The organism is Actinomadura darangshiensis (assembly GCF_004349235.1).
GTDB classification, from domain to species: domain Bacteria; phylum Actinomycetota; class Actinomycetes; order Streptosporangiales; family Streptosporangiaceae; genus Spirillospora; species Spirillospora darangshiensis.
Map to the genome: position 1 here is coordinate 1 of NZ_SMKY01000065.1, position 24,237 is coordinate 24,237.

The 24,237-nt window shown below is 71.7% G+C and carries 24 protein-coding genes; 4 read left to right on the forward strand and 20 right to left on the reverse strand.

Annotated features, from left to right (window positions below; genetic code table 11):
• From E1293_RS16605 to E1293_RS16640, 9 genes are all read right to left on the reverse strand, one after another.
• Positions 1 to 341: MGH1-like glycoside hydrolase domain-containing protein (locus tag E1293_RS16605; RefSeq protein ID WP_424923638.1), on the reverse strand; the 341-nt coding region annotated here is incomplete at its 3' end.
• Between the two features lie 126 nt (positions 342 to 467).
• Positions 468 to 1,274 (reverse strand): HAD family hydrolase, encoded by an 807-nt coding sequence (locus tag E1293_RS16610; RefSeq protein ID WP_132198309.1) that lies wholly within the window; start codon positions 1,272 to 1,274, stop codon positions 468 to 470.
• Positions 1,271 to 2,383: a cysteine protease StiP family protein gene (locus E1293_RS47455; protein ID WP_165978242.1), complete on the reverse strand. Its 1,113-nt coding sequence runs from the start codon at positions 2,381 to 2,383 to the stop codon at positions 1,271 to 1,273. Before E1293_RS47455 ends, E1293_RS16610 begins: the two co-directional genes overlap by 4 nt.
• Complete coding sequence (locus tag E1293_RS47460; protein WP_243716270.1) at positions 2,380 to 3,699, reverse strand: phosphoribosyltransferase family protein; 1,320 nt, start codon at positions 3,697 to 3,699, stop codon at positions 2,380 to 2,382. Before E1293_RS47460 ends, E1293_RS47455 begins: the two co-directional genes overlap by 4 nt.
• A 29-nt stretch (positions 3,700 to 3,728) precedes the next feature.
• On the reverse strand, positions 3,729 to 4,898 hold the full coding sequence (locus E1293_RS16620) for an HpcH/HpaI aldolase/citrate lyase family protein (protein WP_132198310.1): 1,170 nt from the start codon (positions 4,896 to 4,898) through the stop codon (positions 3,729 to 3,731).
• A gap of 24 nt (positions 4,899 to 4,922) precedes the next feature.
• Positions 4,923 to 5,501 carry a TerD family protein gene (locus tag E1293_RS16625; protein ID WP_132198311.1) on the reverse strand — a complete coding sequence of 193 codons (579 nt, stop codon included), beginning with the start codon at positions 5,499 to 5,501 and terminating at the stop codon, positions 4,923 to 4,925.
• Positions 5,502 to 5,581: 80 nt separating this feature from the next.
• Entirely contained in the window at positions 5,582 to 6,712 is a 1,131-nt protein-coding gene (locus tag E1293_RS16630; RefSeq protein ID WP_132198312.1) for a DUF475 domain-containing protein, read from the reverse strand.
• A gap of 62 nt (positions 6,713 to 6,774) precedes the next feature.
• Complete coding sequence (locus E1293_RS16635; protein WP_132198313.1) at positions 6,775 to 7,353, reverse strand: TerD family protein; 579 nt, start codon at positions 7,351 to 7,353, stop codon at positions 6,775 to 6,777.
• 31 nt (positions 7,354 to 7,384) lie between these two features.
• On the reverse strand, positions 7,385 to 7,960 hold the full coding sequence (locus E1293_RS16640) for a TerD family protein (RefSeq protein ID WP_132198314.1): 576 nt from the start codon (positions 7,958 to 7,960) through the stop codon (positions 7,385 to 7,387).
• A gap of 174 nt (positions 7,961 to 8,134) precedes the next feature.
• Between E1293_RS16640 and E1293_RS16645 the strand changes: the two genes are divergently transcribed.
• A complete protein-coding gene (locus E1293_RS16645; RefSeq protein WP_132198315.1) occupies positions 8,135 to 9,385 on the forward strand; it encodes a molecular chaperone DnaJ in 1,251 nt (416 codons plus the stop codon).
• Between the two features lie 15 nt (positions 9,386 to 9,400).
• Here E1293_RS16645 and efeB read toward each other — a convergent pair whose 3' ends face one another.
• The 6 genes from efeB to E1293_RS16675 all read right to left on the reverse strand — a co-directional run bounded on the left by efeB (position 9,401) and on the right by E1293_RS16675 (position 17,304).
• Entirely contained in the window at positions 9,401 to 10,639 is a 1,239-nt protein-coding gene (gene efeB, locus E1293_RS16650) for an iron uptake transporter deferrochelatase/peroxidase subunit (protein WP_132198316.1), read from the reverse strand.
• A gap of 33 nt (positions 10,640 to 10,672) precedes the next feature.
• Positions 10,673 to 11,800 (reverse strand): iron uptake system protein EfeO, encoded by a 1,128-nt coding sequence (gene efeO, locus E1293_RS16655; protein WP_132198317.1) that lies wholly within the window; start codon positions 11,798 to 11,800, stop codon positions 10,673 to 10,675.
• A 120-nt stretch (positions 11,801 to 11,920) separates the two neighbouring features.
• Positions 11,921 to 12,376, reverse strand: a complete 456-nt coding sequence (locus E1293_RS16660) for a YbjQ family protein (protein ID WP_132198318.1) — start codon at positions 12,374 to 12,376, stop codon at positions 11,921 to 11,923.
• A gap of 109 nt (positions 12,377 to 12,485) precedes the next feature.
• Complete coding sequence (gene rpoD / locus E1293_RS16665; protein WP_132198336.1) at positions 12,486 to 13,631, reverse strand: RNA polymerase sigma factor RpoD; 1,146 nt, start codon at positions 13,629 to 13,631, stop codon at positions 12,486 to 12,488.
• Between the two features lie 72 nt (positions 13,632 to 13,703).
• Entirely contained in the window at positions 13,704 to 15,647 is a 1,944-nt protein-coding gene (gene dnaG, locus E1293_RS16670; RefSeq protein ID WP_132198319.1) for a DNA primase, read from the reverse strand.
• Positions 15,648 to 15,759: 112 nt separating this feature from the next.
• Positions 15,760 to 17,304 carry a M20/M25/M40 family metallo-hydrolase gene (locus E1293_RS16675; protein ID WP_132198320.1) on the reverse strand — a complete coding sequence of 515 codons (1,545 nt, stop codon included), beginning with the start codon at positions 17,302 to 17,304 and terminating at the stop codon, positions 15,760 to 15,762.
• 244 nt (positions 17,305 to 17,548) lie between these two features.
• Here E1293_RS16675 and E1293_RS16680 point away from each other — a divergent pair, with 244 nt between their 5' ends.
• Positions 17,549 to 18,823 (forward strand): ABC transporter ATP-binding protein, encoded by a 1,275-nt coding sequence (locus E1293_RS16680; RefSeq protein ID WP_132198321.1) that lies wholly within the window; start codon positions 17,549 to 17,551, stop codon positions 18,821 to 18,823.
• Here E1293_RS16680 and pdxR read toward each other — a convergent pair.
• Positions 18,820 to 20,229: a MocR-like pyridoxine biosynthesis transcription factor PdxR gene (pdxR, locus tag E1293_RS16685; protein ID WP_132198322.1), complete on the reverse strand. Its 1,410-nt coding sequence runs from the start codon at positions 20,227 to 20,229 to the stop codon at positions 18,820 to 18,822. The two genes, E1293_RS16680 and pdxR, sit on opposite strands and share 4 nt — an antisense overlap.
• An 83-nt stretch (positions 20,230 to 20,312) precedes the next feature.
• Between pdxR and E1293_RS16690 the strand changes: the two genes are divergently transcribed.
• On the forward strand, positions 20,313 to 20,918 hold the full coding sequence (locus E1293_RS16690) for a TIGR03086 family metal-binding protein (RefSeq protein ID WP_132198323.1): 606 nt from the start codon (positions 20,313 to 20,315) through the stop codon (positions 20,916 to 20,918).
• A 23-nt stretch (positions 20,919 to 20,941) separates the two neighbouring features.
• Here E1293_RS16690 and E1293_RS16695 read toward each other — a convergent pair whose 3' ends face one another.
• Positions 20,942 to 21,331 carry a MerR family transcriptional regulator gene (locus E1293_RS16695; protein ID WP_132198324.1) on the reverse strand — a complete coding sequence of 130 codons (390 nt, stop codon included), beginning with the start codon at positions 21,329 to 21,331 and terminating at the stop codon, positions 20,942 to 20,944.
• Positions 21,332 to 21,459: 128 nt separating this feature from the next.
• On the opposite strand from E1293_RS16695, the gene E1293_RS16700 reads away from it, so the two are divergent.
• The gene (locus E1293_RS16700; RefSeq protein WP_132198325.1) at positions 21,460 to 22,326 is read left to right on the forward strand and encodes an LLM class F420-dependent oxidoreductase; all 867 of its coding nucleotides are present in this window, start codon (positions 21,460 to 21,462) and stop codon (positions 22,324 to 22,326) included.
• A gap of 76 nt (positions 22,327 to 22,402) precedes the next feature.
• Here E1293_RS16700 and E1293_RS16705 read toward each other — a convergent pair whose 3' ends face one another.
• The 3 genes from E1293_RS16705 to E1293_RS16715 form a co-directional block, all read right to left on the reverse strand.
• Positions 22,403 to 22,840: a carboxymuconolactone decarboxylase family protein gene (locus tag E1293_RS16705; RefSeq protein ID WP_132198326.1), complete on the reverse strand. Its 438-nt coding sequence runs from the start codon at positions 22,838 to 22,840 to the stop codon at positions 22,403 to 22,405.
• Positions 22,841 to 22,904: 64 nt separating this feature from the next.
• On the reverse strand, positions 22,905 to 23,759 hold the full coding sequence (sigJ, locus tag E1293_RS16710) for an RNA polymerase sigma factor SigJ (RefSeq protein ID WP_132198327.1): 855 nt from the start codon (positions 23,757 to 23,759) through the stop codon (positions 22,905 to 22,907).
• Positions 23,760 to 24,215, reverse strand: coding sequence for a GtrA family protein (locus tag E1293_RS16715; protein WP_243716272.1), 456 nt, complete (start codon positions 24,213 to 24,215; stop codon positions 23,760 to 23,762).
• Positions 24,216 to 24,237: the final 22 nt, after the last annotated feature.

Genomic DNA, 24,237 nt, shown 5'->3' on the forward strand with positions numbered 1-24,237 from the left:
AGGCCGGAGGTGTGGACGCCGCGGGGGGCGTCGGGCTGGCGTTCGCTGCACCAGAGTTCCGGGCCGGGGAAGAAGGCGTGCCGGTCGAGGGTGGCGTTGAAGACGATGTGCGGGAGCATCCCGTCGGCCCACTGGCCGCGGAACAGGGAGCACAGTTCGGCCTCGGCCCGGTCGCGGCGGTGGCGGGCGAGGCCCATGCCGATGAACGCCGAGTCCCAGCTCCATTGGTGCGGGTAGAGGCCTGGCGAGGCGGCGGTGGCTGTCCCGGTCCAGTTCGCGTCGAGGACTCTGGCCGCGGCCTTCCACAGCGCGGTCTCGTCGCCGGTGAGCCGGGAGCTCATGTGGTCCAGGTGACCTCCTCCTGAGCGAGAGAAGGGTTCACCGTGATTGTCGCCTCAGATCGCGGCCGGGGCGACCCCTTGGGCGACGTCGGTTGTCAACGGGCGGAGGGGGCGGCCCGTGATTATTTACGCTCCGGCCGCCCTGTCCAGGAGCCATGCGGCGATTTCCTCGCCGGCGGCGATGCCGCGGGCGGCCGTGACGGCGGTGGTGCGGGACGTCCAGCCGGTGTCGTGCAGTTCGCCGTGGGCGGGGCGGATCGACAGGTGCGCGGCTTCGAGGAGCTCGATGTCGAGGAGGGAGTCGCCGGCGGCCAGCATCGTGGACGCGCCGGCGCGGTGGGCGACCTCCTGCGCGGCGGCGGCCTTGGTCAGGCAGGCGGGCAGGCAGTAGACCTTGCGGCCCTGCAGGGACGTCCGCCAGCCGCGTTCGGCGCACCATTCGGTGAGGTCCTCGACCCAGCCGGGCGGCACGGACGCCCGGTCCACGACCGTGTAGGCGAACAGGTCGGACGCGGTACGCCGTTTGAGAACGAAGTCACCGCCGGTTTGAGCGAGGTGGTGCTGGACGTCCGCGAGCGGCGCGCATCCCTCCGCGACTCGTTCTCGGACGGCCGCCGCCCACTCCCGGTCGTCGACGCCGTCCACGAGGATGTGGCCGCCGTTCGCGCAGATGGCGTACGGGGGCGGTTTCTCCAGCAGGTGCACGCGCCGGTACTGCTCCGGCGTGCGAGTCGTCGTCGGGACGAACGTGGCCGCCGCTGAGAGGGCTTCGAGCGTTCGCGCGGAAGGCTCGGTCAGGTATGAGAGCGGCGCGCCCTGGTAGAACTCCACGCAGAGCAGGCGCGGCATCGTCTCGTCGGGTCCGTCCAGGGCGAAGGCGGCGGCCGAGTAGATGAGCGTGCGGTCCAGGTCGGAGCACACCAGGACGGTCACTGGACGGCTCCCTTGCCGAAGCGCGGATGGATGAACCCCATGCACGCGTAGGGGAACCGGCCGGGCTCGACCTCATGGACGGGCACGCCGCGCTCGCCTGCGAGCAGCCTGATGTGCGTCACCTCGGGTCCGGCGTCGGCCCGTACGAACACCTTCCATGGGACGCGCCGCAGCAGTACACGCGTGGTCTCCCCGATCCCGGGCTTGACGAGGTTCAGGTCGTCGATCCCCTCCGCGTCAGCGCATCGCCGGACCGCCTCCCATCCCGACCAGTCGGGGGCGCGGTCGGCCGAGTGGAGGTCGGCCAAGTCTTTCGCGACGTGTTCGGCCACGTGGTCGAACCTTGCGCAGACAGCGTCGATGAATACGGCCGACACGTCGTCGCCGGCGAGGTCGGCGTAGAACTTCGCGCCGTGGAAGTCTCCGGGACCTATGAGGGAGTCGTTCAGGACCGTCCGGCTCACAAGGCCCGACACGGTGGAGTTGAGGCAGGCGGACGGGATCAGGAAGTCGTCCCGCGTGCCGTACAGGGGCGTGCACCGTCCCGGGTCTGCCAGCACGGCGAGATCGGACAGGAACGGGTACGGCGCCAGGGCGGCGGTGAGTTCGCGCGTGATGGCGCCCTTGCCCGTCCAGCCGTCCACGAACATCACGGACGCCGGGTCGTGGTGCTCGGCGAGATACCGCAGCGCCGCGGTGTCGATGCCCCGCCCCCGGACGATGCTGGCCGCGTAATGCGGTAGGTCGAGCCCGTGCGCGTACCGCGCCCAGCGGCGCATCAGGATCCCGACCGGTGTCCCGGCCCGCGCCAGCGACACCAGGACGGCGTCACGGCCGCGCTCGGCGAGGATCATCTCCGTGACGAGCCCCGTCGCGTACGCGAGCCGCTCGGCGGACGCCGCCAACGCCTCATGGAACAGGCGCAGGTACTCCGGCCCTGGCTGGTACTCCACCGGGAGGGATTCGGCGTAGTGCGCCCGTCCCGATTGGATGGCCGCCTCGCGTTCCTCTGTAGGCGCTTCGAGCCGCGCATGCGAGAGGTCCTTGAGCAGCCATGCGACGTCGTCCGCCGGGTAGCTGCCAAAGGACGGTCCGTACAGCGGCTTCACAAGCGCCCCCTGTAGGACGGGATGGGGGCGACCAGCACCGGGGCAAGCGCGCGCAGCCGTTCGAGCAATCCGGCGGCGAGCGCCGAGGTGTCTCCAGCGTCGTCGACGACCAACACGATCCGGTCGAATCCGCGTTGGCCGACCCCAGGAGCGACGTTGTAGGCGTACCGCTCCCCTGGCCCATCAGCGGGATCGTCGTGTGAGGGGAAAGTCAGGCGCGTTCTGATGGCGTACCCAGGGTCGTCCACGGCCAGGACGGGTGAACGCGTCGTCGTCGAGTAGAACACGTCCACGTGCGGAAGCGCGTCTGCGAGCGCCTCCGCGAGACGCAGCGGCGCGTACATCAGCTCCTCGAACCCGAGCACGAGGACGCGGGAAGCACCCTCAAGGCCGTCCGCAAGGGCCTCCCCCATCCGGGCCAGGTCCTTCTCCAGCCAGGCCCGGTGTTCGGGCAGGAAGCCGTGGCGTCCTCCGTCCGGCAACCCGGCGGGCCATTCCAGCGCGGCCCGGGACACGGCGAACCGTGGGCCACCGTCGTCCGGCGCTTGCGAGGGGATGCCGGCGACGAGTGCCTTCCCCGCCTCCAGGACACCGTCCGGTAGCTCGACATGCCCCCCGGCCAGAGCCACCGCGTCTATGCGCGTCCCTAGGTGCACGGCGAGATCGTCCATACGAGCCCGGTCGGCAGCATCACGCAGGTCGACCAGGGCAGCGAGCACGTAATGGCTCCGCGGACGGACGGTATGCAGCGCCTGGATGGTGTTCAGCACCGTCCGCCCAGTGGAGAGCTCGTCGTCCACCAGCACGACCGGCACATCACGGTCGAGCGCCTCCGCGTCGGCGGGCAGCAGCAGATGGCTCGTGGCGTGGCTGTGCTCCTCCTCGAACCCGCCGTACGTGGCGAACCCCTCAACGGGACGTCGCGTCGAGTGCAGGTAGTAGGCGCCGCCCAGAGCGTCCGCGACCGAATGCCCCAATGCCGTGGCGGTCTCTGCGTAGCCCAGGACGATCGCGTCCACGGGTACCTGCGGTGCGCGCATGCGGTCACGGAGCGCGGCGGCAGCCCCGGGCACAACCTGCAAGGCGTCCGGGAGCAGCGGCCCCGGATCGCACGGATCCTCGCCACGCAGGCGCGCGCGCACAAGCTCACCTAGCAGCAGCCCCGACCCGTAGACCAGCCGCGGATCCGTCGGGACGTGCTTGCCCAGCACCGCCGAGACCAGCAGATGCGCACGCTTCGGGTTGCGGCGCACGGCGAGCCCCACCAGCGCCGAAAGCCCGGCACCCACGGGACGCGCGCCGTCCGCGAGGCGCACTCCGAGACGCGACCCGACCCACGCGGCGGTCAACGGCGGTCCGCCGCTTCCAGCAGCTCGACGAACGTGACGCCCTCCGCCGCGACCCCGAACACCCGGGAGCGCAGCATCAGCCGCTGCGCCCACGCGCGGTGCGGCTTCGCCTCGTTCATCTTGTTCGCGTACGAGCTGGCCATCGCGCCGCCCCCGGCGACGCCGAGGATGTCGGCGGCGTCGCAGTACTCCTCGTGCGTCACCACCGACAGGGCGTGCACGGCCGCGACATGGCTCGGATGGATGACGGTCTTGCCGGTGAGGCCGTTCGCCTTGTCCAGGTGCACCTCGCGGATCAGCCCGTCCAGGTCGGAGGTGATCAGCCGCTGCCGCAGCGGCGCCGCCCGCTGCCGGTCGAACGGCGACTGCCGCAGCTGCGGCTTGAACATCCGCTCCCCCTGCGAGAAGTACTCCCAGACCGGCCCGGTCACCACGTAGCCGGTGCCGTCGGCGCGGCCGAGGATGTTGACCACGTCGCAGATCACGCCCGCGACCGGCCGGATGTCGTAGATCGTCAGGTCGGGCGGCCGGCGCAGCCCGTAGGCGGCGGACATGTCGGTCGCGCCGAGCCGGACGGCGAGGATCCGCCGCCGGTGCTTGGCGAGCAGCCGCGCCACGTCGTGCAGCATCTCCGCGCGCGTCTCGGCGTACACCGCCTCCGGGCTCTCGATCACCGGCATCGCCAGCAGCCGGAGCCCGGTGCGGGACGCCGCGTCCTCCAGCGCGTCCAGGAACGCTCCACCGCCGGCCGCCGTGAACTTCGGCAGCACGAACCCGGTGACGAGCCCGGCGGCGTCCCCGAGCCGGTCGACCAGGTCGCCGATCTGCCGGGGGTCGCGGACCCTGACGAACAGCAGCGGGACGTCCGCGCCGCGCCGGTCGCGATCCGCGTGCAGGGCCCGCAGCCGCGCGACGAGGTTCGCCTCCCCGGCCTCCACCTCGTCGTCGGAGATCGCGTCCTCCAGGCACACCACCATGCTCATCACGCCCCGCCGCGCCGCCCGCTCGATGTCGGTGCCGAGCTCGGGCCGGGTGGCGGGGCAGTACAGCGTCGCGCCCAGCGCCACGCCCAGCACCGCCGGGTCGTCGTGCCGCTCGAACGGGCGCGGGTGCCGGTAGAACAGGTGCTTGCGCCGGGCGGCGTCGATGTGGTCGAAATGCCGCATGGGAGGGCTACCAGGGCGCGCCGGTCACAGGTGGTCCGCCACGGCCGGGAGCAGGTGCTGGAACGTGCGGCCGGTCGCGGTCGCCCCGATCGCCGTCATCGACCAGCCCTGCCCGTCCCGCGACACCTTGGCCATGATCTGCGCGTTGTGCTGCCCGGCGCCGCTCAGGTCGTAGCGCGCGATCTCCTGGCCGGTGCTCTCGTCCACCAGCCGGCAGAACGCGTTCGCGATCTGGGAGAAGTCCTGCCCGGTGAAGGAGTTCACCGTGAACACCAGCTGGGCGACGTTGGCCGGGACGCCCTGCAGGTCGACGTTGACGACCTCGTCGTCGCCCTCGCCGGCGCCGGTCAGGTTGTCGCCGGTGTGCTGGACGGACCCGTCCTTGCTGCGCAGCTGCCGGAACCACACCTGGTCGGTGAGGTTCCCGGCGGCGTCGAACAGCAGGCAGGAGGCGTCCAGGTCGATGGACTGCGCCTTGCCCTTGCCGAACAGGCCCTTCTTGGCGACGGCGTCCCAGCCGAGGCCCATCCGGACACGCGAGAGCGTGCCCCCGCCGGGCTTGGCCAGCGAGACCTTCTGCCCCTTCTGCAGCGAGATTGACATCGTCGGCTCCCTTGATGATCGATGTGTGTCGCGGGGTGGAGATCTGCCGGCCGGCGCCGGTCAGTGCGAGTCAGTGCGGGTCAGGGGGACTTGGACGAGCCGGTGGGCTCCTTCGCCCGGTCGGCCGCGCCCGGCCCCACCTCCGGGGGCTCCCCGGCCTGGTTCCGGTTGCGGACGACGGAGCTGGCGAACGCGGCGATGATCAGGCCGGCGCCGAGCCCGCCGGTGATCCACTCGGGCACGTGGTGCCCGATGCTGACCAGCATGCAGACCGCGAGGGCGCCGATCGCCCAGTGCGCGCCGTGCTCCAGGTAGACGTACTCGTGCAGGGTGCCCTTGCGGACCAGGAACACCGTGAGCGACCGGATGTACATGGCGCCGATGCCGAGGCCCAGCGCGATGACGATCGGGTCGGTGCTGATCGCGAACGCGCCGATGACGCCGTCGAAGCTGAACGAGGCGTCCAGCACCTCCAGGTACAGGAACAGGAAGAACCCGGCCTTGCCGGTGGCCAGGGCCAGCGAGCTCGGCCCGGACCGCCCCGCGGTCTCCCCGGCCTCCTCGCCCTCGTCCTCGTCGTCTTCGTCGGTCGCCTCGGAGAACAGCTCGCCGAGCCCGTTGACCAGGATGTAGGTCACCATGCCGAGCACGCCCGCGATCATGACGTTGCCCGGGTCGTCGGCGGACAGCCACGCCACGAACGCCAGCGAGCCGCCCGCGACGACGACCGACAGCTGGTCCAGCTTGCCGATCCGGGCGAGCGGCCGCTCCAGCCACGGCAGCCATTTCTCGGCGCGCTCCTCGAACACGAAGTCCAGGAACAGCATCATCAGGAACATGCCGCCGAACGCCGCGATCATCGGGTAGGCGTCGTTCATCAGCTCGTGGTAGCGGTGCGAGTCGTTCAGCGCCAGGTCGAACGCCTCGACGGGGCTCAGCTTGGCCGTGATGCCCACGATCAGCAGCGGGAAGACCAGCCGCATGCCGAACACCGCGATCGCGATGCCGACGGTGAGGAAGATCTTCTGCCAGAAGACGCTCATCCGGTCGAGCACCTTGGCGTTGACCACGGCGTTGTCGAACGACAGCGACACTTCCAGGACGGCCAGCACGGCGACCAGGGCCAGCCCGGTCGGCCCGTCGTAGAGCAGGGCGAGGAGCAGGCCGACGACCGTGACGCCGAAGGACCAACCGAAGGTGCGAAGAATCATGCGAATATTTCTGCTAGATGAGGACGGCCGGGCGGGGCGGCCGGGGTGCGGGGCGGCGGCGGTCAGCCGACGTTGACGCCGAAGTCCATCGCGATGCCGGCGAGACCGGAGGCATACCCCTGTCCGACGGCCCTGAACTTCCATTCGCCGCTGTGCCGGTAGAGCTCGCCGAAGACCATCGCCGTCTCGGTGGAGGCGTCCTCGGTGAGGTCGAAGCGGGCGAGCTCGTTGCCGTCGTTCCGGTTGATGATCCGGATGAAGGCGTTGCGCACCTGCCCGAAGCTCTGCTGCCGGTTGTCGGCGTCGTAGATCGACACGGGGAACACGATGCGGTCGCACTCGGCCGGCACCCCGGTGAGGTCGACGTTGATCGACTCGTCGTCGCCCTCGCCCTCACCGGTCAGGTTGTCGCCGGTGTGCTCGACCGAGCCGTCCGGGCTCTTCAGGTTGTTGAAGAACACGAAGTGCTGGTCGGACATGACCTTGCCGGTGCCCGCGAGCATCAGCGCGGACGCGTCCAGGTCGAAGTCGGCGCCGGTGGTGGCGCGGACGTCCCAGCCGAGGCCGACGGTGACCGCGGTGAGGTTGGGGGCGGCCTTGCTCAGTGAAACATTGCCGCCCTTGGCGAGTGAGACTCCCATGTTCGGGCCACTCCCTTCGTGATGAGCCTGTTCAGAGGTTGACGCCGAAGTCCGTCGCGATGCCCGCCAGGCCGGACGCGTAGCCCTGGCCGACCGCGCGGAACTTCCATTCCGTCCCGTTGCGGTACAGCTCGCCGAAGACCATCGCGGTCTCCATGGAGGCGTCCTCGGACAGGTCGTAGCGCGCCATCTCCGCCCCGTCGGCCTGGTTCAGCACCCGGATGTAGGCGTTGCGGACCTGCCCGAAGCTCTGCCCGCGGCTGTCGGCATCGTAGATCGACACGGCGAACGCGACCCGCTCGGCCGTGTCCGGCATCGCACCGAAGTTCACCTTGAGCTGCTCGTCGTCGCCCTCGCCGGCGCCGGTGGTGTTGTCACCGGTGTGCTCGACCGCGCCGTCGGGCGTGCGAAGGTTGTTGAAGAACACGAAGTGCTGGTCAGTGATGATCTTGCCGGAGGCGTCCAGGACCATGGCCGAGGCGTCGAGGTCGAAGTCCGTCCCGGTGGTGGTGCGCAGGTCCCACCCGAGACCGACGGTCACCGCGGACAGGCCGGGGGCCTGCTTGGTGAGCGAGACGTTGCCGCCTTTGCTCAGGCTGACGGGCACGATGGGCCTCCAAGATCGCATTCCGGTATCGGACGCCGACCGGGCGCCCAGCCATATCGACGTAGCAGCGATGCTATCCGTTCCATCCTTTGTAGAGGGATTACTCCAGATGCCGCCCGTCACACGCAACCCGGGCCGTTTGCGGGAGACTGGCAGGGACGAAGGGAGGCTGCGTTGCGGGGACCGGGCGACCAGCGCCGCCGGGGCGGCCGTGGGGCACAGGCGGCGGCCGGGGCCATCGAGGCGCGGGAGGCGGCGGCGGCCGCCTTCTACGACATGGACCAGGCACAGAAGTTCATCGACGGCCGCGTCACCGTGTTCGAGGACCTGGACGCCAGGGCCGCCGAGCCGGCCCGGCGCGAGTTCGGCGGGCTCAGCGAGGCCGCCGACGCCGCGTCGGTCGCCTACATCTCCGTCCTGGACGCGCACGACCTCGATGACCGGGACCGGTCACCGGCCGAGTACGACTCCGCGCGGCGCGCGTTCGTGGCCTGCACGGAGCGGCTGCAGCAGACCGCCCGGAACCTGAACGGGTTCGCCGAGCGGCTCGCCCCGCAGATGGCCCGGCTGGAGTCCGCGCTCGACCAGCTCCCGCCCCGGCTGACCGCCGCCCGCGACGCGGTGGCCGCCGCCGACTCCGCCGTGACCGCCGCGAAGGGCGCCGGGATGGACGCCGCCGATCCGGAGGCGGAACTGGACCGCGCCAAGCAGGTCCTCGCCCAGCTCGGCTCGCAGGGCCTCGGCGGCCTCGGCCTGGACGGCGCCATCCGCAAGGCCGACGAGGTCCGCGACATCGCCGAGCGGGCCCGGGAGGCCGCCGCGGAGCTGCCGCAGATGGCGGAGAAGGTCCGCAACTCGCTCGCCTCCGTCCGGACGCGGGTGGACGTCGTCGCCAACCGCGTCGGGCCGGTCAAGGAGGCCATGCGCGTGCTCGTGCGCGGCTACTCGCAGACGTGCTGGCAGGACCTCAAGGGCGCGCCCGAGTCCATCGAGGCGGCCGTCACCCGGGCCCGCGAGCGGCTGAACGAGGCGTCCGCGCACACGGGCCGCACCGAGTGGAAGCAGGCGCAGCAGGCGCTCACCGCCGCGCGCACCGAGCTGAACGCGGCCGACCGCCGCGCCGGGCAGGTCACCGGGCGGGTGGACGAGCTGAAGGCGGTCGCCCAGGACCCGGCCAAGCCGGCCGAGGGCGTCCAGTTCGCGGTGCGGGACGCGCAGCGGCTCGCCATGGCGCAGCCCGGCGGGCCCCCGGCCCAGCACGTCCGGGTGCTCGACTCGCTGGTCGGACGGCTGGAGAACGCGCCGAACCGGCTCACCGGGGCCCACCCGGACTACTGGGCCTACCTCCAGGAGCTGGAGTCCATCAAGACCGCCGCCGGGGACGTCGTGGCGCGGATCCGCGCCGAACGGGCCCAGCAGGGCTAGCCGGGCGAATTCGCGCTAGGCGAACAGGCCGTCGCCCCAGTGGCCGCCCTCGCGGACGCCGGGCGGGCACGCGTAGATGCCCGATCCGACGTGCTGGATGTACTCGTTCAAGGCGTCGGTGGCCAGTGACTGCTGGACCGGGATGAACCCCTTGCGCGGGTCGCTCTGGAAGGCGATGAAGAACAGGCCCGCCTCCAGCCGCCCCAGGCCGTCCGACCCGTCGGTGAAGGAGTAGCCGCGCCGCAGGATCCGCGCCCCGTGGTTGGAGTCGGGGTGGGCGAGCCGGACGTGCGCGTCCGGCTTCATCCGCGCCAGGACGGGCTTGTCGCGCTCCTTCTCCCGCCCCACCGGCGCGCCCTCGCCCTTGCCGCGGCCGAAGATGTCCTCCTGCTCGCGCAGCGACGTCCGGTCCCAGGTCTCGATGTGCATGCGGATGCGGCGGGCGACGAGGTAGGAGCCGCCCGCCATCCAGCCGTCGCCCTTCCCCGCCCACACGTGCTCGTCGAGGAGCGCCTTGTCGCTCTCGCCGAGGTTGTCGGTGCCGTCCTTGAACCCGAACAGGTTGCGCGGGGTCTGCGCGTCCGGCGTCGTCGAGGACGTCTTGCCGAACCCGAGCTGCGACCAGCGGACCGCGACCACGCCGAACCCGATCCGGGCCAGGTTCCGGATCGCGTGCACCGCGACCTGCGGGTCGTCCGCGCACGCCTGCACGGCGATGTCGCCGCCGCCGCGGTCGGGGTCGAGGTCGTCGCCGGGGAAGTGCGGCAGGTCGACGAGGGCGGCGGGGCGGCGCGCCCTGAGGCCGAACCGGTCCTCGCCGTCCTTCTCGAACAGCGACGGGCCGAACCCGATCGTCAGCGTGAGCCGGGACGGCGGCAGCCCGACCGCCTCGCCGGTGTCGTCGGGCGGCGCGACCGGGGACCCGGCGGCCGCGCCGTTCCCGACGGGCCTCCCGGCGGTCATGGCGGCGGCCGCGTCGGTCCACTCCTTCAGCATCCGGACGAGCCGGTCCCGGTCGTCGGTCGTGACGTCGAAGGCGGCGAAGTGCAGCCGGTCCTGGACGGGCGTGGCGATGCCCGCCTGGTGCGCGCCGCGGAACGCGATCGCGGCGCCCGCGGCGCCGTCCTCGTCCGCCGAGGCGACCCGGTCGAGGCCGGCCCCGGCGGCGGCGCCGACCAGCAGGCTCGCGCCGGAGAACCCGAGCATCCTGCGCCGGGACATCCCCGGACGCGCCTCCGCCTGCTCGCCGGTCATGCCGTCACCGCCCTCTCGTCCCGGTCGCCCCGGTTACTTCGCAACGACTTCGGCGAGCTTCGACAGGGGCTCGCCCAGCGCGTTCACCGCGTCGGCCAGGTCCTTGCGGTCGCCCTTGCCGACCTTGTCGTAGGAGACGTAGCCGTCGCCCTTCTCGTGCTTCTTCAGCAGCGACTCGACGCCGGCGAAGTTGTCGTCGAGGTCCTTTGCGAGCTGCGCGTCCCGCTCCTGCACGACCGGCTTGAGCAGGTCGTAGATCTTCTTGGCGCCGTCGACGTTGGCCTTGAAGTCGACGAGGTCGGTGTGGCTGAACGCCTCCTCCTCGCCGGTGACCTTGCCGGTGGCGACCTCGTCCAGCAGTTCCTTGGCGCCGCCCGCCATGTCGTTGACCGGGTCGAGGGTGAGGCCGGGCAGCCGCGACTTCAGCGTCTCCAGGTCCTTCAGCAGCCGGTCGCCGTACTTCTCCTTGCCCTTGACCGAGCCGTCCTCCCAGAGGGCCTTCTCCAGCAGGTGCCAGCCGGACCAGTCCTTCTTCTCCTCCGGCTTGAGGTCGGCCTCGCGCGCGTCGACCTTGGGGTCGATGTCGCCGAACTTCTCCGCGACGGGCTCGATCGTCTCCCAGCCGACGCGGGACGGCGCGTACAGCTCCTTGGCCTTGGCGACGTCGTCGGCCTTCACGGCGTCCACGAACTTCCGCGTCTTGCCGATCGTGTCGTCGAGCTTCCCGATGACGTAGGTCTTGTAGTCGGCGGTGGCCTGGGCCAGGCGCTGGTCGCCGCCGGCGGCCTTCCCGCTGACCGTGACGTTCTGGGACGGCCCCTTGCCGGTCTGGCCGGCGCTGCACAGCACCTTGTACTGCCCGGCGGGCAGGTTCACGACGAAGTCGACGCTGGTGCCGGGGCCGATGTTCTCCCGCTCGGCGAGGATCTTGCCGTCCGGCTTCAGGACCTCGAACTCGTTGACCTTCGAGCCCTTGTTGCTGACCTTGAAGGTGGTCTTGCCCGCGGTCAGCTCGGTCTTGGCCACCTCGCACGAGTCGTCGGTGGCCGTCACCGCGATGCCGCCCGCCGCGTCCGCCTCGCCGTCACCGCCGCACGCCGCCAGAAGGGACATCGACACCGCGGCGGCGCCGGCGAGCGCGAGGACGGACACAGGACGCATGAGGGGCTCCAGGGCGTGCAAAAGTGGTTAGGCTTACCTAAATTAGCGAAAGCTAACCTCAGCACGTCAAGTGCCCCCCGCGACAGTGAGCCGTCCCACGTCGCGGCCCCGGCACGAGTTTCAGCGCGGGCGGTCCTGCCACCCCATCGTGAGGTTGCGCGCGGCCATCGGCGGGCCGCCGGGCTGCGGGTCCCCGTACGGCGGCGGATTGCCCTGCTGCTGGGGCTGCTGCTGGTACTGCGGCGCCTGCTCGCGCTGCTGCGCGGCCGGCTCCGCCCAGACCGCCGTCCCGTAGGCGCACACCTCGAAGCCCCCGGACAGCGCGGCGGTGTCGAACCGCATGCCGACCACCGTGTTCGCGCCCTTGCGGCGCGCCTCCTCGCCGAGCCGGTCCACCGCCTCGCGGCGGGCCGCGGCCAGGCTCATCCCCGGCTGCTCCCCCGTCACCCGGAACGTCCCGGCCTGCCCGGGTGCCGGGGCCGGGGCCTGATCGGCTTGGACGGCCGTCCCCAGGACCTCTCCGAGCACGCTCCTGATCTCGTACCCGGCCACGCCATCTGTCGTCACGATCAGCATGACCCCAACGGTAAGACACCGCTCGGACGAAATGCGACGTTATGCCGGATGCCGGGCGTCCCGGGCCGGTGCGTCCTCCCGGCCGGCGCGGGCCGGGAGGACGCCCGGCTCACTCCAGATACTCGCGGAGCATCTGCGCGCGGGACGGGTGGCGCAGCTTCGCCAGCGTCTTGGACTCGATCTGGCGGATCCGCTCCCTCGTCACGCCGAACTCCCGGCCGACCTCCTCCAGGGTGCGCGGATGCCCGTCGGTCAGGCCGAAGCGCAGCTGGATGATGCGCTGCTCCCGTTCCGACAGGGTGCCGAGGATGTCCTCCAGCTGGTCCTGCAGGAGGATGAACGCCGCCGCCTCGATCGGCACGACGGCGTCCGCGTCCTCGATGAAGTCGCCGAGGTCGGAGTCCTCCTCGCCGATCGGCGACTGCAGCGAGACCGGTTCCTGCGCGATCCGCTGGATCTCCACGACCCGGACGGGCGACAGCCCCATCTCCAGGCCGATCTCCTCGGGACTCGGCTCGCGGCCGAGGTCCTGGTGCATCTGCCGCTGCACCCGGACCAGCTTGTTGATGGTCTCCACCATGTGCACCGGGATCCGGATCGTCCGGGCCTGGTCGGCGATGGCCCGGGTGATCGCCTGCCGGATCCACCAGGTGGCGTAGGTCGAGAACTTGAACCCCTTGGTGTAGTCGAATTTCTCGACCGCACGGATGAGTCCGAGATTTCCCTCCTGGATCAGGTCGAGGAACAGCATTCCCCGGCCGACGTAGCGTTTGGCGATCGAGACCACCAACCGCAGGTTGGCCTCGATCAGGCGTTGCTTCGCCCGCATCCCCTCGCGGGAGAGCAGTTCGAGGTCGATCAGCTCGCCGCGGGCGAGGACGGCGGTACGCGCCATCTTCTCCTCGGCGAACAGTCCCGCCTCGATCGATTTCGCTAGTTCTACTTCATCTTCTGCCGTGAGCAGCGGTACGCGACCGATCTCTCTCAGGTAGATCCGAACCAGGTCGCTCGTCGGCGCCCGCTTGCCGAGGTCACCCTCATCCGCTCGCGCGACGTCCTCGGTCTCCTGCTGAGACTCGAGAACCTCCACCCCCTGCTCTGCGAGCATCCGGACGACCTTTTCCAGGGAGTCGTCCGGCAAGTCCGAGCGATCGAGCGCGGCAGCGACGTCCTCGACGGTCACACCGCCGCGCTCTCTGCCACGTGCGACGAGGTCCGCCACCTGATCAACCGATGGCGCCTCGCTTGGCAGCACCGAAGGGCCCACGCAGACAGTCTGCGTCAAAGGGGGCCTAGATCACAGGACCTATTTTCGCGGACCGCTGACCTACTGTGACCCAAGGCCCCTCTCCCGCAACACCCGTCTCTGCTGCTCAAGCGCGACAAGATCGCCGAAGAGCCGCTGGTAGTCCTCCGGCGCCTCGACCGGATTCAGCCGCCCGAGTTTAGATTTCGCGTCGGCGATCATGCGGGTGAGCTGGCGTTCCTGTATTCGGGCGAGCAGTTCCGCGGCATAACGGTCATCCGATTCCTGGGCGGCCCGGACGGGCTCCACCCCGAGCCTGGTGATCAGTTCCCTGACCTGGTCGTTCGGGGCCCGTTCCAGCAGCACCGAGACCCACTCCGCGGCGCCGCCGGCCGCCGTGACGCCGCCCGCCTCCCCGATCACCACGCGCACCGCCGCGTGCGGCGGCGCGATGAACGCCTCGGGCGGGACCTCCTCGAACGCCGGGCCGAGCAGCGCCGGCCGCTGCACGGCCAGTTTCAGCAGCTCACGCTCGCGCTGCACGTCCGGGTCGCGGGGGTCGAACGCGGGCCGCTGCGGCGCCTGCGGCTCCCCCCGCCCGTGCCGCGGGTCCCCGTTCCACGCGCGGCCGTTGTCGGGGCGGCCGCTCCCGTTCTGGCCACGGCCGTTTCCGGCCTGCGCGCGGCCGTGCCCGCGCGCGGCCAGCTCGCGGACGCGGCGCAGCACGAACTGCTCGTCCATGATGCCGAGCCAGCGGTCGAGGTTCACCGCGTACATGTGCCGGCGCGAGCGGTCCTTGATGGCGGCGACGACCGGGGCCGCCGCGTCGAGCGCGCCGAGCCGCCCCTCGACCGTGTCGAGGTCGTGCTGCTCGATCGCACTGCGCACCGCGAACTCGAACAGCGGCAGCCGGGACGCCACGAGGTCGCGCACCGCCGCGTCGCCGTGCCGGATCCGCAGGTCGCACGGGTCGAGCCCGTCCGGCTGGACGGCCACGAACGTCTGCGAGACGAACTTCTGCTCGTCGTCGAACGCGCGCAGCGCCGCCTTGCGGCCGGCCGCGTCGCCGTCGAAGGTGAAGATCACCTCGCCGCGGAACTCGTCCTGGTCCATCAGCAGCCGGCGCAGCACCTTGATGTGGTCGTCGCCGAACGCCGTCCCGCTGGTGGCGATCGCCGTCGGGACGCCCGCCAGGTGGCAGGCCATCACGTCGGTGTAGCCCTCGACCACGACGGCCTGCCGGCGGCGCGCGATCTCCTTCTTCGCGAGGTCGGCGCCGTACAGCACCGAGCCCTTGTGGAAGAGCGGCGACTCGGGGGTGTTCAGGTACTTCGGGCCGTCGTCGTCCTCGTAGAGCTTGCGGGCGCCGAACCCGATGACGTCGCCGGACAGGTCGCGGATCGGCCACATGAGCCGGCCGCGGAACCGGTCCATCGGGCCGCGCCGCCCCTCCTTGGCGAGGCCGCCCGCCACGATGTCGCGGTCGGCGAAGCCGCGCTGGCGCAGGTGCCGGACGAGGCCCTCCCACTCGCGGGGCGCGAACCCGACGCCGAAGCGCGCCGCGTCGGCCGCCTCGAAGCCGCGCTCGGCCAGGAACGTGCGGCCGATCTGCCCCTCGGGGGAGTTCAGCCGCTCCACGTAGAACTCGGCCGCCGCCTTGTGCGCCTCGATGAGCCGCGCGCGCTGCCCGCCGTCCTGCCGGGGGCCGCGGCCGCCGCCCTCCTCGTAGCGCAGCTGGATGCCGGCCTGGGCGGCGAGCCGCTCGACCGACTCGGAGAACGTCAGGTGCTCGATCTCCTGGACGAACTTGATGACGTCGCCGCCGGCCTCGCAGCCGAAGCAGAAGTACAGCCCGCGCGAGGGCGTGACGTTGAACGACGGCGACTTCTCGTCGTGGAACGGGCACAGCCCCTTGAGGTTGCCGCCGCCCGCGCTGCGCAGTTGCAGATATTCCCCGATCACGGCGTCGATGGAAGAGCGCTCCCGCACGAGTGCGATGTCCTCATTGCGAATCCGGCCTGCCACGACCACGGAGTCTACGGCCGCCCCACGACATCGGCGGCATCGCATCCGGAACGGCATCGGTGCGCCCCGCCCCGCGGCCGGGACGGGGCGCGCACCGCTCGGCGCCTCCGGTTCAGCGGACCCGGAAGCGGTCGAACAGCCGGTACATGAACTCGGTGCCCTGCTTGAGGGCCTCGACCGTGATGCGCTCGTCGTTGCCGTGCATGGCGATCAGCTGGTCGTTGTCCACGACGTAGGGATAGACGCCGTAGCCGGGAATGCCCTTCTCCTTCCAGGGCCCGAGGCTCGTCCCGGCCTCGAACAGGGCGGGCGCGAAGACCGCGTCCGGGTAGGTCTTGGCGGCGGCCTCGCCGATCGCGGTGTAGAGCGGCGAGTCGATGCTGGACGGCCCCTTGGCCCAGGTCTCGTCCAGCCGCTTGAGGGCGTCCTCCTCCGACTCCCCCGGATTGCCGGCCAGCTTGACCTGCACGTCGCGGTCGGCCAGCCGCTTGCGGAACGCGGCCAGGAAGTCGCGGGGCCGCTGGCCGCCGGGGACGCCCCGGCAGTTGATCCGCAGCGTCGCGGTGGACGGGATCACGTTCTCCTTGTAGCCCGCGTCCTCGATCACGAAGGCGTGGGTCGTGCGCAGCAGGGCCTGGTGCAGCCACGGGTAGGGGCTGCGCTTGACGACCAGCGCGGCGGCGCGTTCGCGGGCGTGCTGCGAGTGCGCGGACAGCAGCAGCCGCAGTGCCCGTTCGAGCCCGCGGTCGTCGGTGGCCTTGGCCAGCGCGCCGAAGTACTCGCGGGTGACCGCGGTGAGGGCGACCGGCGCCAGCCACGTGTCGACGTCGGTGACGGCCCGGGAGAGCTTGGCGATGGCCGAGTCGGGGTTGGGCTTGGACGAGTGCGTCGCGGTGCCGTCGGCGACGAGGTCGAGGTTGAAGTAGACCTTGTCCTGGCGGGTCACCGTGATGAGCATCGGCGTCCGGCGGTCCTTCTGGGCGAGGAACCAGCCGCCCTCGGTGAGCACCATGCCCGCGTTGATCTTGTCCCAGTGGTTCTCGGCGAGCCAGCCGGACCCGTACTGCCCCGCCTCCTCGTCGCAGTCGGTGAGGATGATGATGTCGCGGTCGAACTTCGCGCCCTCGCTGACGTGCCGCAGGATGGCGGCGATGTTCGCGGAGTTGGCGCCCTTCATGTCCAGGGCGCCGCGGCCGAAGATCTCGCCGTCCTTCACGACTCCGGCGAACGGGTCGACCGTCCACTTGTCACGTTCCACGGGCACCACGTCGGAGTGCCCGAGCAGGAGCAGCGGCGGCGCCGCCGTGGTGCCCTTGATCCGGGCGATGAGATGGACGTTGTCCTTCTTCGGCGTCGGGATGATCTCCGCGGGGACGCCCGCGGAGTCCCAGACGGTTTTGAGCATCTCGGCGTACGGGCGGGTGACGCCGCCCTCCCCGAAGTTCTGGGTGTCGAAGGAGATCATCTTCTTCAGCAGGGCCAGCGGGTCGAGGTCGGCGGGCGCCGCCTTGCGGGCCCGCCCGGTGAGCGCAGCGGGCGCGGCGGGCGCGGCGGCGGCGGTGCCGCCGGCGAGGACGCCGCCCGCGAGCAGGACGGCGCCCGCCCCGGTGCGGTGCAGGAAGGCGCGGCGGCTGACTGGGGACGGGAAGTCGGACATGGGAGCTCCTCCTTCGAGCCCGGACGGGCTACATGATCAAAGGTGACACGGCCGATTCCCGATCTCCAGCCCCGCCGCGGGCCGGTCGAGGACGCGGTCAACCTGCGGTGACCCGGAGAATCGGCGCAGGCTGGCCGGACTCGGCCGGGTTAACAGGCGGTAACCCCCGATTTACTATGGACAACCCCGACCGTCGCGCGGTGTGATGACGGACCGAAGTTTTGCCCACCCCCAGGCGGACCCGATGACGGATGTTGTGCTCGACGGCGTCGACAAGGTGTATCCCGGCGGGCAGGTCGCCGTCCGGAAGGTACGCCTGCGCATCAACGACGGCGAGCTCTTCGTCCTGCTCGGCCCCTCCGGCTGCGGCAAGTCCACCATCCTGCGCATGATCGCCGGGCTGGAGGAGATCACCTCCGGCGACCTGTGGCTGAACGGGACCGTGGCCAACGAGCTGCCGCCGCGCGAGCGGAACGTGGCGATGGTGTTCCAGGAGGGCGCGCTCTACCCGCACCGCACGGTCAAGGGCAACATGATGTTCCCGCTGGAGGTGTCCGGCGACGACCGGGCCGAGGCGCACGCGAAGGTCGTGGAACTGGCGCGCGCGCTCGGCATCAACTCGATGATCGACCGGATGCCGGGGACGCTGTCCGGCGGCCAGCGGCAGCGGGCCGCGATCGGCCGGGCGCTGATCCGCGAGCCGTCGCTGTTCCTGATGGACGAGCCGCTGTCGAGCCTGGACGCGGGGCTGCGCACCGAGCTGCGGGTCGAGATCGCCGCGCTGGTCCGCTCCACCGGCACCACCACCGTCTACGTCACGCACGACCAGGTCGAGGCCATGACGATGGCCGACCGGATGGCGGTGCTGCGGGACGGTGTGCTGGAGGACGTCGGCACCCCCGAGCAGATCTACGAGGACCCGGCGACGGTGTTCGTGGCCGCGTTCCTCAGCTCGCCGCCGATGAACCTGCTGCACGCCACGCTGTGGGCCGTCGAGGGCGAGGGGCTGCTGCTCGACTTCGGGCCGCAGCGGCTGACCCTGCCGTGGGACGACCCGCGGGCGTCCGCGCTGATCAGCCACCACGGCCGGTCCGTGATCGTGGGGATCCGGCCGGACACCATGATGCCGATCGCGCCGGGCTCGCCCGCCCCGCCCGGGACCGTCCTGTCCGGCCAGGTCCGCGCGCTGGAGTTCCACGGGCACGAATGGCTCGCCTACGCCGAGGCGGGCATCCCGACGATCGACGCGACCGAGGTGGGGCGGCCCGAGGAGCCGCAGGCCCACGAGCCGAGGCGTCCCGGGCTGCGCGACCGGCTGCGCGCGATGATCGGGCGGGCGGCGCCGGAGGCCGACCCCGCCGAGGAGCACGCCGGCCACCACCGGCGGTCCGACCTGATATTCCGCATCGCGCCCGGCGGGCGTCCCAACCGGGGCGACCATGTCGCGCTGACCGTCGACTTCGACCGCATCCTGTTCTTCGGCGCGGACGGCCGGCGCGTCACGCCCGTCCATCGCTAGCCGAGGACCGTGCGGAGCCGGCGCATCCCCGCGTCGATCTCGGGCGGCGTCACGGCGCCGTAGCCGAACACGAGCCCTGGGGCGGACGGCCCCGACACCGCGAACTCCGACAGTGCGAACAGCCCGATGCCAGCGCCGAGCGCCTTCGCGGCGACGGCGGCGTCGTCGGTGCCGCCGGTGAGGGTGGCGCTCAGGTGCAGCCCTGCCTCGGACGGGACGAGGGCCAGCCGGTCCCCCAGCGGCCCTTCCACCAGCTCGGCGACGCGCTCGTGCCGGGCCCGGTACTCGCGGCGCGACCTGCGGATGTGCCGGGCGAGGAGGCCCTCGTCGATGAACCGGGCGAGCGCCGCCTGCGCGGGCAGCTCGGCGTGCCAGGACGTGACGTACCGCGCCATCCGGAACGCGCGGTGCAGCGACGGCGGCGCCACGAGGAACCCCAGCCGCAGCACCGGCCGCATGATCTTGGAGAAGGTGCCGGTGTACAGGACGCGGCCGTCCTCGTCGAGGCTCTGCAGCGGCTCGACCGGCCGGCCACCGTACCGGTACTCGGTGTCGTAGTCGTCCTCGACGATCACCACGTCCCGGCGCCGGGCCCAGTCGAGCAGCGCCCGGCGGCGCGGCAGCGACATCGGCATGCCGAGCGGGAACTGGTGGGACGGGGTGACGTAGACGGCCCGCGCGTCGCCGGGCAGCGCGTCCACCCGCAGCCCCTCCGCGTCGACCGGCACGCCCCGCACCCGCATGCCGGCCGCGGTGAGGAGCATCCGCACGGGCGGGTACCCCGGGTCCTCCACCGCCACGACGTCGCCCGGTTCGAGCAGCACCCGGACGATCAGGTCGAGCGCCTGCTGGATGCCGGCGGTGACGACGATGTCGTGACCGCTCGCCCGTACCGACCGGGAGACGCCCACGTGCCGGGCGATGGCCTCGCGCAGCGCGGGCAGGCCCGCCGGGTCGCCCGCCGAAGCGGGCTCCGCCAGCCCCGACGGCCGCAGCAGCCCCGCCACGATCCGCCGCCACGGCTCGTACGGGAACAGCGTCACGTCGGGCAGCCCGGCGCGGAAGTCCCAGCGGATCTTCGGCATCCGCCCGGGCCAGGCGGACACGTCGTCCCACACCTTCCGCGGCCGCAGCGGCGACGAGGCGGGCGCGCCGCGGGCGGCGGACCCGGTCTCCCGGACGAACGTGCCCGCGCCCACCCGGCTCGTCAGGAACCCCTCGGCGGCGAGCCGGTCGTAGGCGACGCCGACCGTGTTGCGGGAGATCGCCAGCCGTCTCGCCAGCTCCCGGGTGGGCGGCAGCGCCTCCCCCGCGCGCAGCCGGCCGTCCAGGATCGCGGCGCGCAGCTGCCCGTAGATCTGCCCCACGAGATCGCGGCGCCCCACCAGGCTCACATGCAGTTCCACGGCACCGACCCTAAATCGGCTCAGTCATTTTTCGCAATTTTGGACCTTTACCTGGTCCTCTGGTCGTTCCTAGCGTGGACGGCATGGACCTGCTGACCGAACTCCTCACCACCGACTTCCGCCCACTGGACCGGAAGGCGGCCGACCTCTACCTCGGCGCCGTCGCGCAGGTCAAGCCGGACGCGCTCACGCTGCCGACGCCGTGCCCCGACTGGACGCTGCACGGCCTGCTGCGCCACCAGGTGAGCCAGGACGAGGGCTTCGCCGCGGCCGCCCAGGGCGACGGCGGGCGCCTGGCGGTGTGGCGCGGCGGCGACCTCGGCGACGACCCCTACGCCGCCGCGAAGGCGTCCCTCGACCTCGTCACGCGCGCCTTCGCCGGCGTCGCGCTCGACGCCGAACTCGTCCTCCCGGAGATCCGCGACGGCGGCGCGTTCCCGACATCCCTGGCGATCAGCTTCCATTTCGTGGACCTGGTGGTGCACGCGTGGGACGTCGCCGCCGCGATCGGCGCGCCGTGGGAGCCGTCGGACGAGCTGGTCGCCGCGTCCCTCAAGGTCGCCGCCATCGTCCCCGCGGACGGCCGCGGCCCCGGCGACTCGTTCGCCCCGTCCGTCCCCTCCGCGGACGGCGCGACGCCGGGGAACCACCTGCTCGCCCTGCTGGGCCGGGACCCCGCCTGGCGCTGAGGCGGCCCGGCGGGGCGCCCCGGTCAGGCCGAGGCGGTGGCCGGCTCGCAGGAGGCGACGGCGCCCCGATAGAAGCCGATCTTCGTCTTGATCTGCTCCTGCTGGGCGCACAGCGTGGCGATCTGCTCCTCCACCCGGCGGTCGTGCGCCTGCAGCAGTTCGAGCCGCTCCTGGACGGTCTCGCCGCCGCCCCGCGCGAGCTCGGAGTACCGCAGCATCTCGGCGATCGGCATGCCGGTGCCGCGCAGGCAGCGCAGCATGTCGAGCCATTGCAGGTCGTCGTCGCTGAACACGCGCCGGCCCGACGCGTTCCGGGCGATGCCGGACAGCAGCCCGATCTTCTCGTAGTAGCGCAGCGTGTCGATGCTGAAGCCGCTCTTCTCGGCGGTCTCGGCGGGAGAGTAGGAGCTCACGTCGTCCAGGATCCCACCTGGAGTGCACTCCAGGTCAATATCGCGCCGGTGCGCCTGCTTGACCTGGAGCGCACTCCAGGTCCCAGAGTGGGAGGGACAGCAGACGACGAGGAACGCGAAGGACTCCCATGCGCATCGGACTCCAGGTTCCGAGCTTCACCCATCCCGGCGGGACCGAGCAGATCGCCCCGACGTTCGCCCGCACGGCCCGCGCGGCCGACCAGGGCGGCCTGCACTCGCTGTGGGTGATGGACCACTTCTTCCAGATCCGCGGGGTGGGGCCCTCGGAGGAGCCCATGCTGGAGGGCTACTCCGCGCTCGCCTACGCGGCGGCGCTGACGGAGCGGATCACCCTCGGGACGATGGTCACCGGCGTCACCTACCGGGAGCCCGGCATCCTGGTCAAGACGGTGACCACGCTGGACGTCCTGTCGGGCGGGCGCGCTTGGCTCGGCATCGGCGCGGCGTGGAACGAGGAGGAGTCGCGGGGCCTCGGCGTGCGGTTCCCGCCGGTCGCGGAGCGGTTCGAGCGGCTGGAGGAGACGCTGCGGCTCGCCCACCAGATGTGGAAGGGCGACGAGTCGCCGTTCGAGGGCGAGCACTACCGGCTGGAGCGGCCGCTGAACTCGCCGCCCGCGCTGCGCCGCCCGCACCCGCCCGTCCTCATCGGCGGGGGCGGTGAGAAGAAGACGCTGCGGTTCGTCGCGAAGTACGCCGACGCCTGCAACCTCTTCGACGGCGACGAACTGCCGCACAAGCTCGACGTCCTGCGGGAGCACTGCGAGCGCGAGGGGCGCGACTACGACGAGATCGAGAAGACGTCGCTGACCCTGCTCGGCGAGCCGTCTGCCGGCGCGGCCGTCGACACCATCGGGCGGCTCGCGGAGCGCGGCGTCGACCACGTGATCTTCTCCCAGGGCACCGGGCAGGACCTCGCTCCCGTCCTCGCCGAGGCCCGCGCCCAGACCGAGAAGATCGTCCCGGCGGGACGGTGAGGCCCGGTCCCGCGCGCCGCGGCGCGGCGCGCGGGACCGTTTTATTCAGACACCGTTTATTCAGACACCGCCCGGATCAGACCTCGGCCGGCGGCCGCATGTGCAGCGGGACGCCGAACAGGTTCAGCGCGTTGATCAGCGCCACCAGCCCGACGAGGTCGCCGAGCTCCCGCTCCGGGTAGTGCTTGCGCAGCGTCTCCCACAGCTCGTCGCTCACCGGCTCGCGGCGCGTGGCCGCCTCGGCGTAGCCGAGGGCCGCGCGCTCCGCGTCGGTGAAGAGCGGTGACTCGCGCCACACCGTCAGGTGGTGGACGCGCCGCTCCTCCTCCCCGTTCGCGCGGGCGTCCCTGGTGTGCTGGTCCACGCAGTACGCGCAGCCGTTCAGCTGGGACGCCCTGATCTTGACCAGCTCCTGCGTCCGGTGGTCCAGCGGCCCCCGCCGGATCACCCCGGCGATCTTGATGAAGCCCTGGTGGACCTCGGGTGAGGCCTCCTGCATCAGCATGCGCGGCATGGTCGTCTCCCTTCGTCGCCAGGGAGACGACGCACCGGCGCCCGGTGTGACGGCCCGAGCCGGATCAGCGGACGGAAGCGAGCTTCTCCGGGTTCAGCACCCGGCGGATGACGGTGATGCGGCCGTCCTCGATCTCGACGGTGTCGACGGCGACCAGCCCGTGCCGCCCGTGCACCAGCAGCTCGCGCCGGCCGTTCACCTCGGCGAACGACAGCCGCAGCGCCCGCTGCCCACCGACCCGGAGCAGCGCGGTGGCCACTCGTCCCGCACCGGCGATGACCTTCCGGGCGGCGAAGACGTGGCCGCCGCCGTCGGTGGTGTAGGCGGCCTCCGGGTCCAGCAGCGCCAGCAGCGCGGCCTCGTCCTTGCGCTCGTAGGCGGACCTGAAGGCTTCCAGCACCTTCGCGCGCTCCCCCGGCGAGCCCGGAGGCGGCGGCGACGCGGCCGCCATCTTGCGGCGGGCCCGGGACGCGAGCTGCCGGCACGCCGCCGCCGACCTCCCGAGCACGCCGGCGATCTGCTCGTAGGGCACCTCGAACGCCTGGTGCAGGACGAACGCGACGCGCTCGGGTGGCGTCAGCTCCTCCATCACCACCAGCATCGCGGTGCCGGCGGTCTCGTCCATCAGCACGGGCTCGGCCGCGTCCGGGCCGGTCAGCAGCGGCTCGGGCAGCCACGGCCCGACGTACTCGACGCGCCGCGCGTGCGCGGAGCCGAGCACGTCGTAGGCGCGCCGGGCGGCCACCGTGACCAGCCAGGCGCGCAGGTCGCGGACGTCGTCGAGCGTCTCCCGCGCGGAGGCGCGCAGCCACACGTCCTGGACGATGTCCTCGGCGTCGGCGACGCTGCCCGTGATCCGGTACGCGGCCCCGAAGACGGCGGGCCGATGCCCGGCCCACTCCTCCTCAAGCCGCCCCATTCAGGTGGCCGTGGCGGGAGTGAACACCCATTTCTTGTACGACCAGTAGCGGAACGCCGAGCCGAGGGCGACGCCGGCGAGCAGGCCCAGGTTGTAGGCCACGCCGCCGTGCAGGCCGAGGGTGTAGTAGGTGAAGCCGGTGCACAGCACCTGGATCAGCAGCCCGACGCCGTTCAGCGCGAAGAAGATCGCGACCTCCCGGCCGGAGCCGTCGCTGTCGCGGTGCCGGAACGTCCAGAACCGGTTGAGCAGGTAGGAGCTCAGCGTGGACACCACGGTCGGCACGACGACGCTGGTGACCGGGCTGCCGCCGAGCCACGCGCGCATCAGGTTGGCGCCGAAGATCATGATCAGCGTCCCGACGCCCCCCACGAAGCCGAAGCTGAGCAGCTCGCTGAGGAATGTCCGGTATGCCGGGGCGGACGCGACCGTTTTGACCGGTCTTGACCGCTGCATGGTGCTCACTCGCCCAGACCTT

Excerpts from the sequence above, each read along its gene's own strand:
- E1293_RS16700 (WP_132198325.1), top strand. The coding sequence starts at position 21,460 with ATGCGCATCGGACTCCAGGTTCCGAGCTTCACCCATCCCGGCGGGACC.
- sigJ (WP_132198327.1), bottom strand. The coding sequence starts at position 23,759 with ATGGGGCGGCTTGAGGAGGAGTGGGCCGGGCATCGGCCCGCCGTCTTC.
- E1293_RS16635 (WP_132198313.1), bottom strand. The coding sequence starts at position 7,353 with ATGGGAGTCTCACTCGCCAAGGGCGGCAATGTTTCACTGAGCAAGGCC.
- efeO (WP_132198317.1), bottom strand. The coding sequence starts at position 11,800 with ATGCGTCCTGTGTCCGTCCTCGCGCTCGCCGGCGCCGCCGCGGTGTCG.
- E1293_RS16660 (WP_132198318.1), bottom strand. The coding sequence starts at position 12,376 with ATGCTGATCGTGACGACAGATGGCGTGGCCGGGTACGAGATCAGGAGC.
- E1293_RS16630 (WP_132198312.1), bottom strand. The coding sequence starts at position 6,712 with ATGATTCTTCGCACCTTCGGTTGGTCCTTCGGCGTCACGGTCGTCGGC.
- E1293_RS16675 (WP_132198320.1), bottom strand. The coding sequence starts at position 17,304 with ATGTCCGACTTCCCGTCCCCAGTCAGCCGCCGCGCCTTCCTGCACCGC.
- E1293_RS16715 (WP_243716272.1), bottom strand. The coding sequence starts at position 24,215 with ATGCAGCGGTCAAGACCGGTCAAAACGGTCGCGTCCGCCCCGGCATAC.
- efeB (WP_132198316.1), bottom strand. The coding sequence starts at position 10,639 with ATGACCGGCGAGCAGGCGGAGGCGCGTCCGGGGATGTCCCGGCGCAGG.
- E1293_RS16680 (WP_132198321.1), top strand. The coding sequence starts at position 17,549 with ATGACGGATGTTGTGCTCGACGGCGTCGACAAGGTGTATCCCGGCGGG.
- E1293_RS16620 (WP_132198310.1), bottom strand. The coding sequence starts at position 4,898 with ATGCGGCATTTCGACCACATCGACGCCGCCCGGCGCAAGCACCTGTTC.
- E1293_RS16705 (WP_132198326.1), bottom strand. The coding sequence starts at position 22,840 with ATGCCGCGCATGCTGATGCAGGAGGCCTCACCCGAGGTCCACCAGGGC.
- E1293_RS16690 (WP_132198323.1), top strand. The coding sequence starts at position 20,313 with ATGGACCTGCTGACCGAACTCCTCACCACCGACTTCCGCCCACTGGAC.
- E1293_RS16625 (WP_132198311.1), bottom strand. The coding sequence starts at position 5,501 with ATGTCAATCTCGCTGCAGAAGGGGCAGAAGGTCTCGCTGGCCAAGCCC.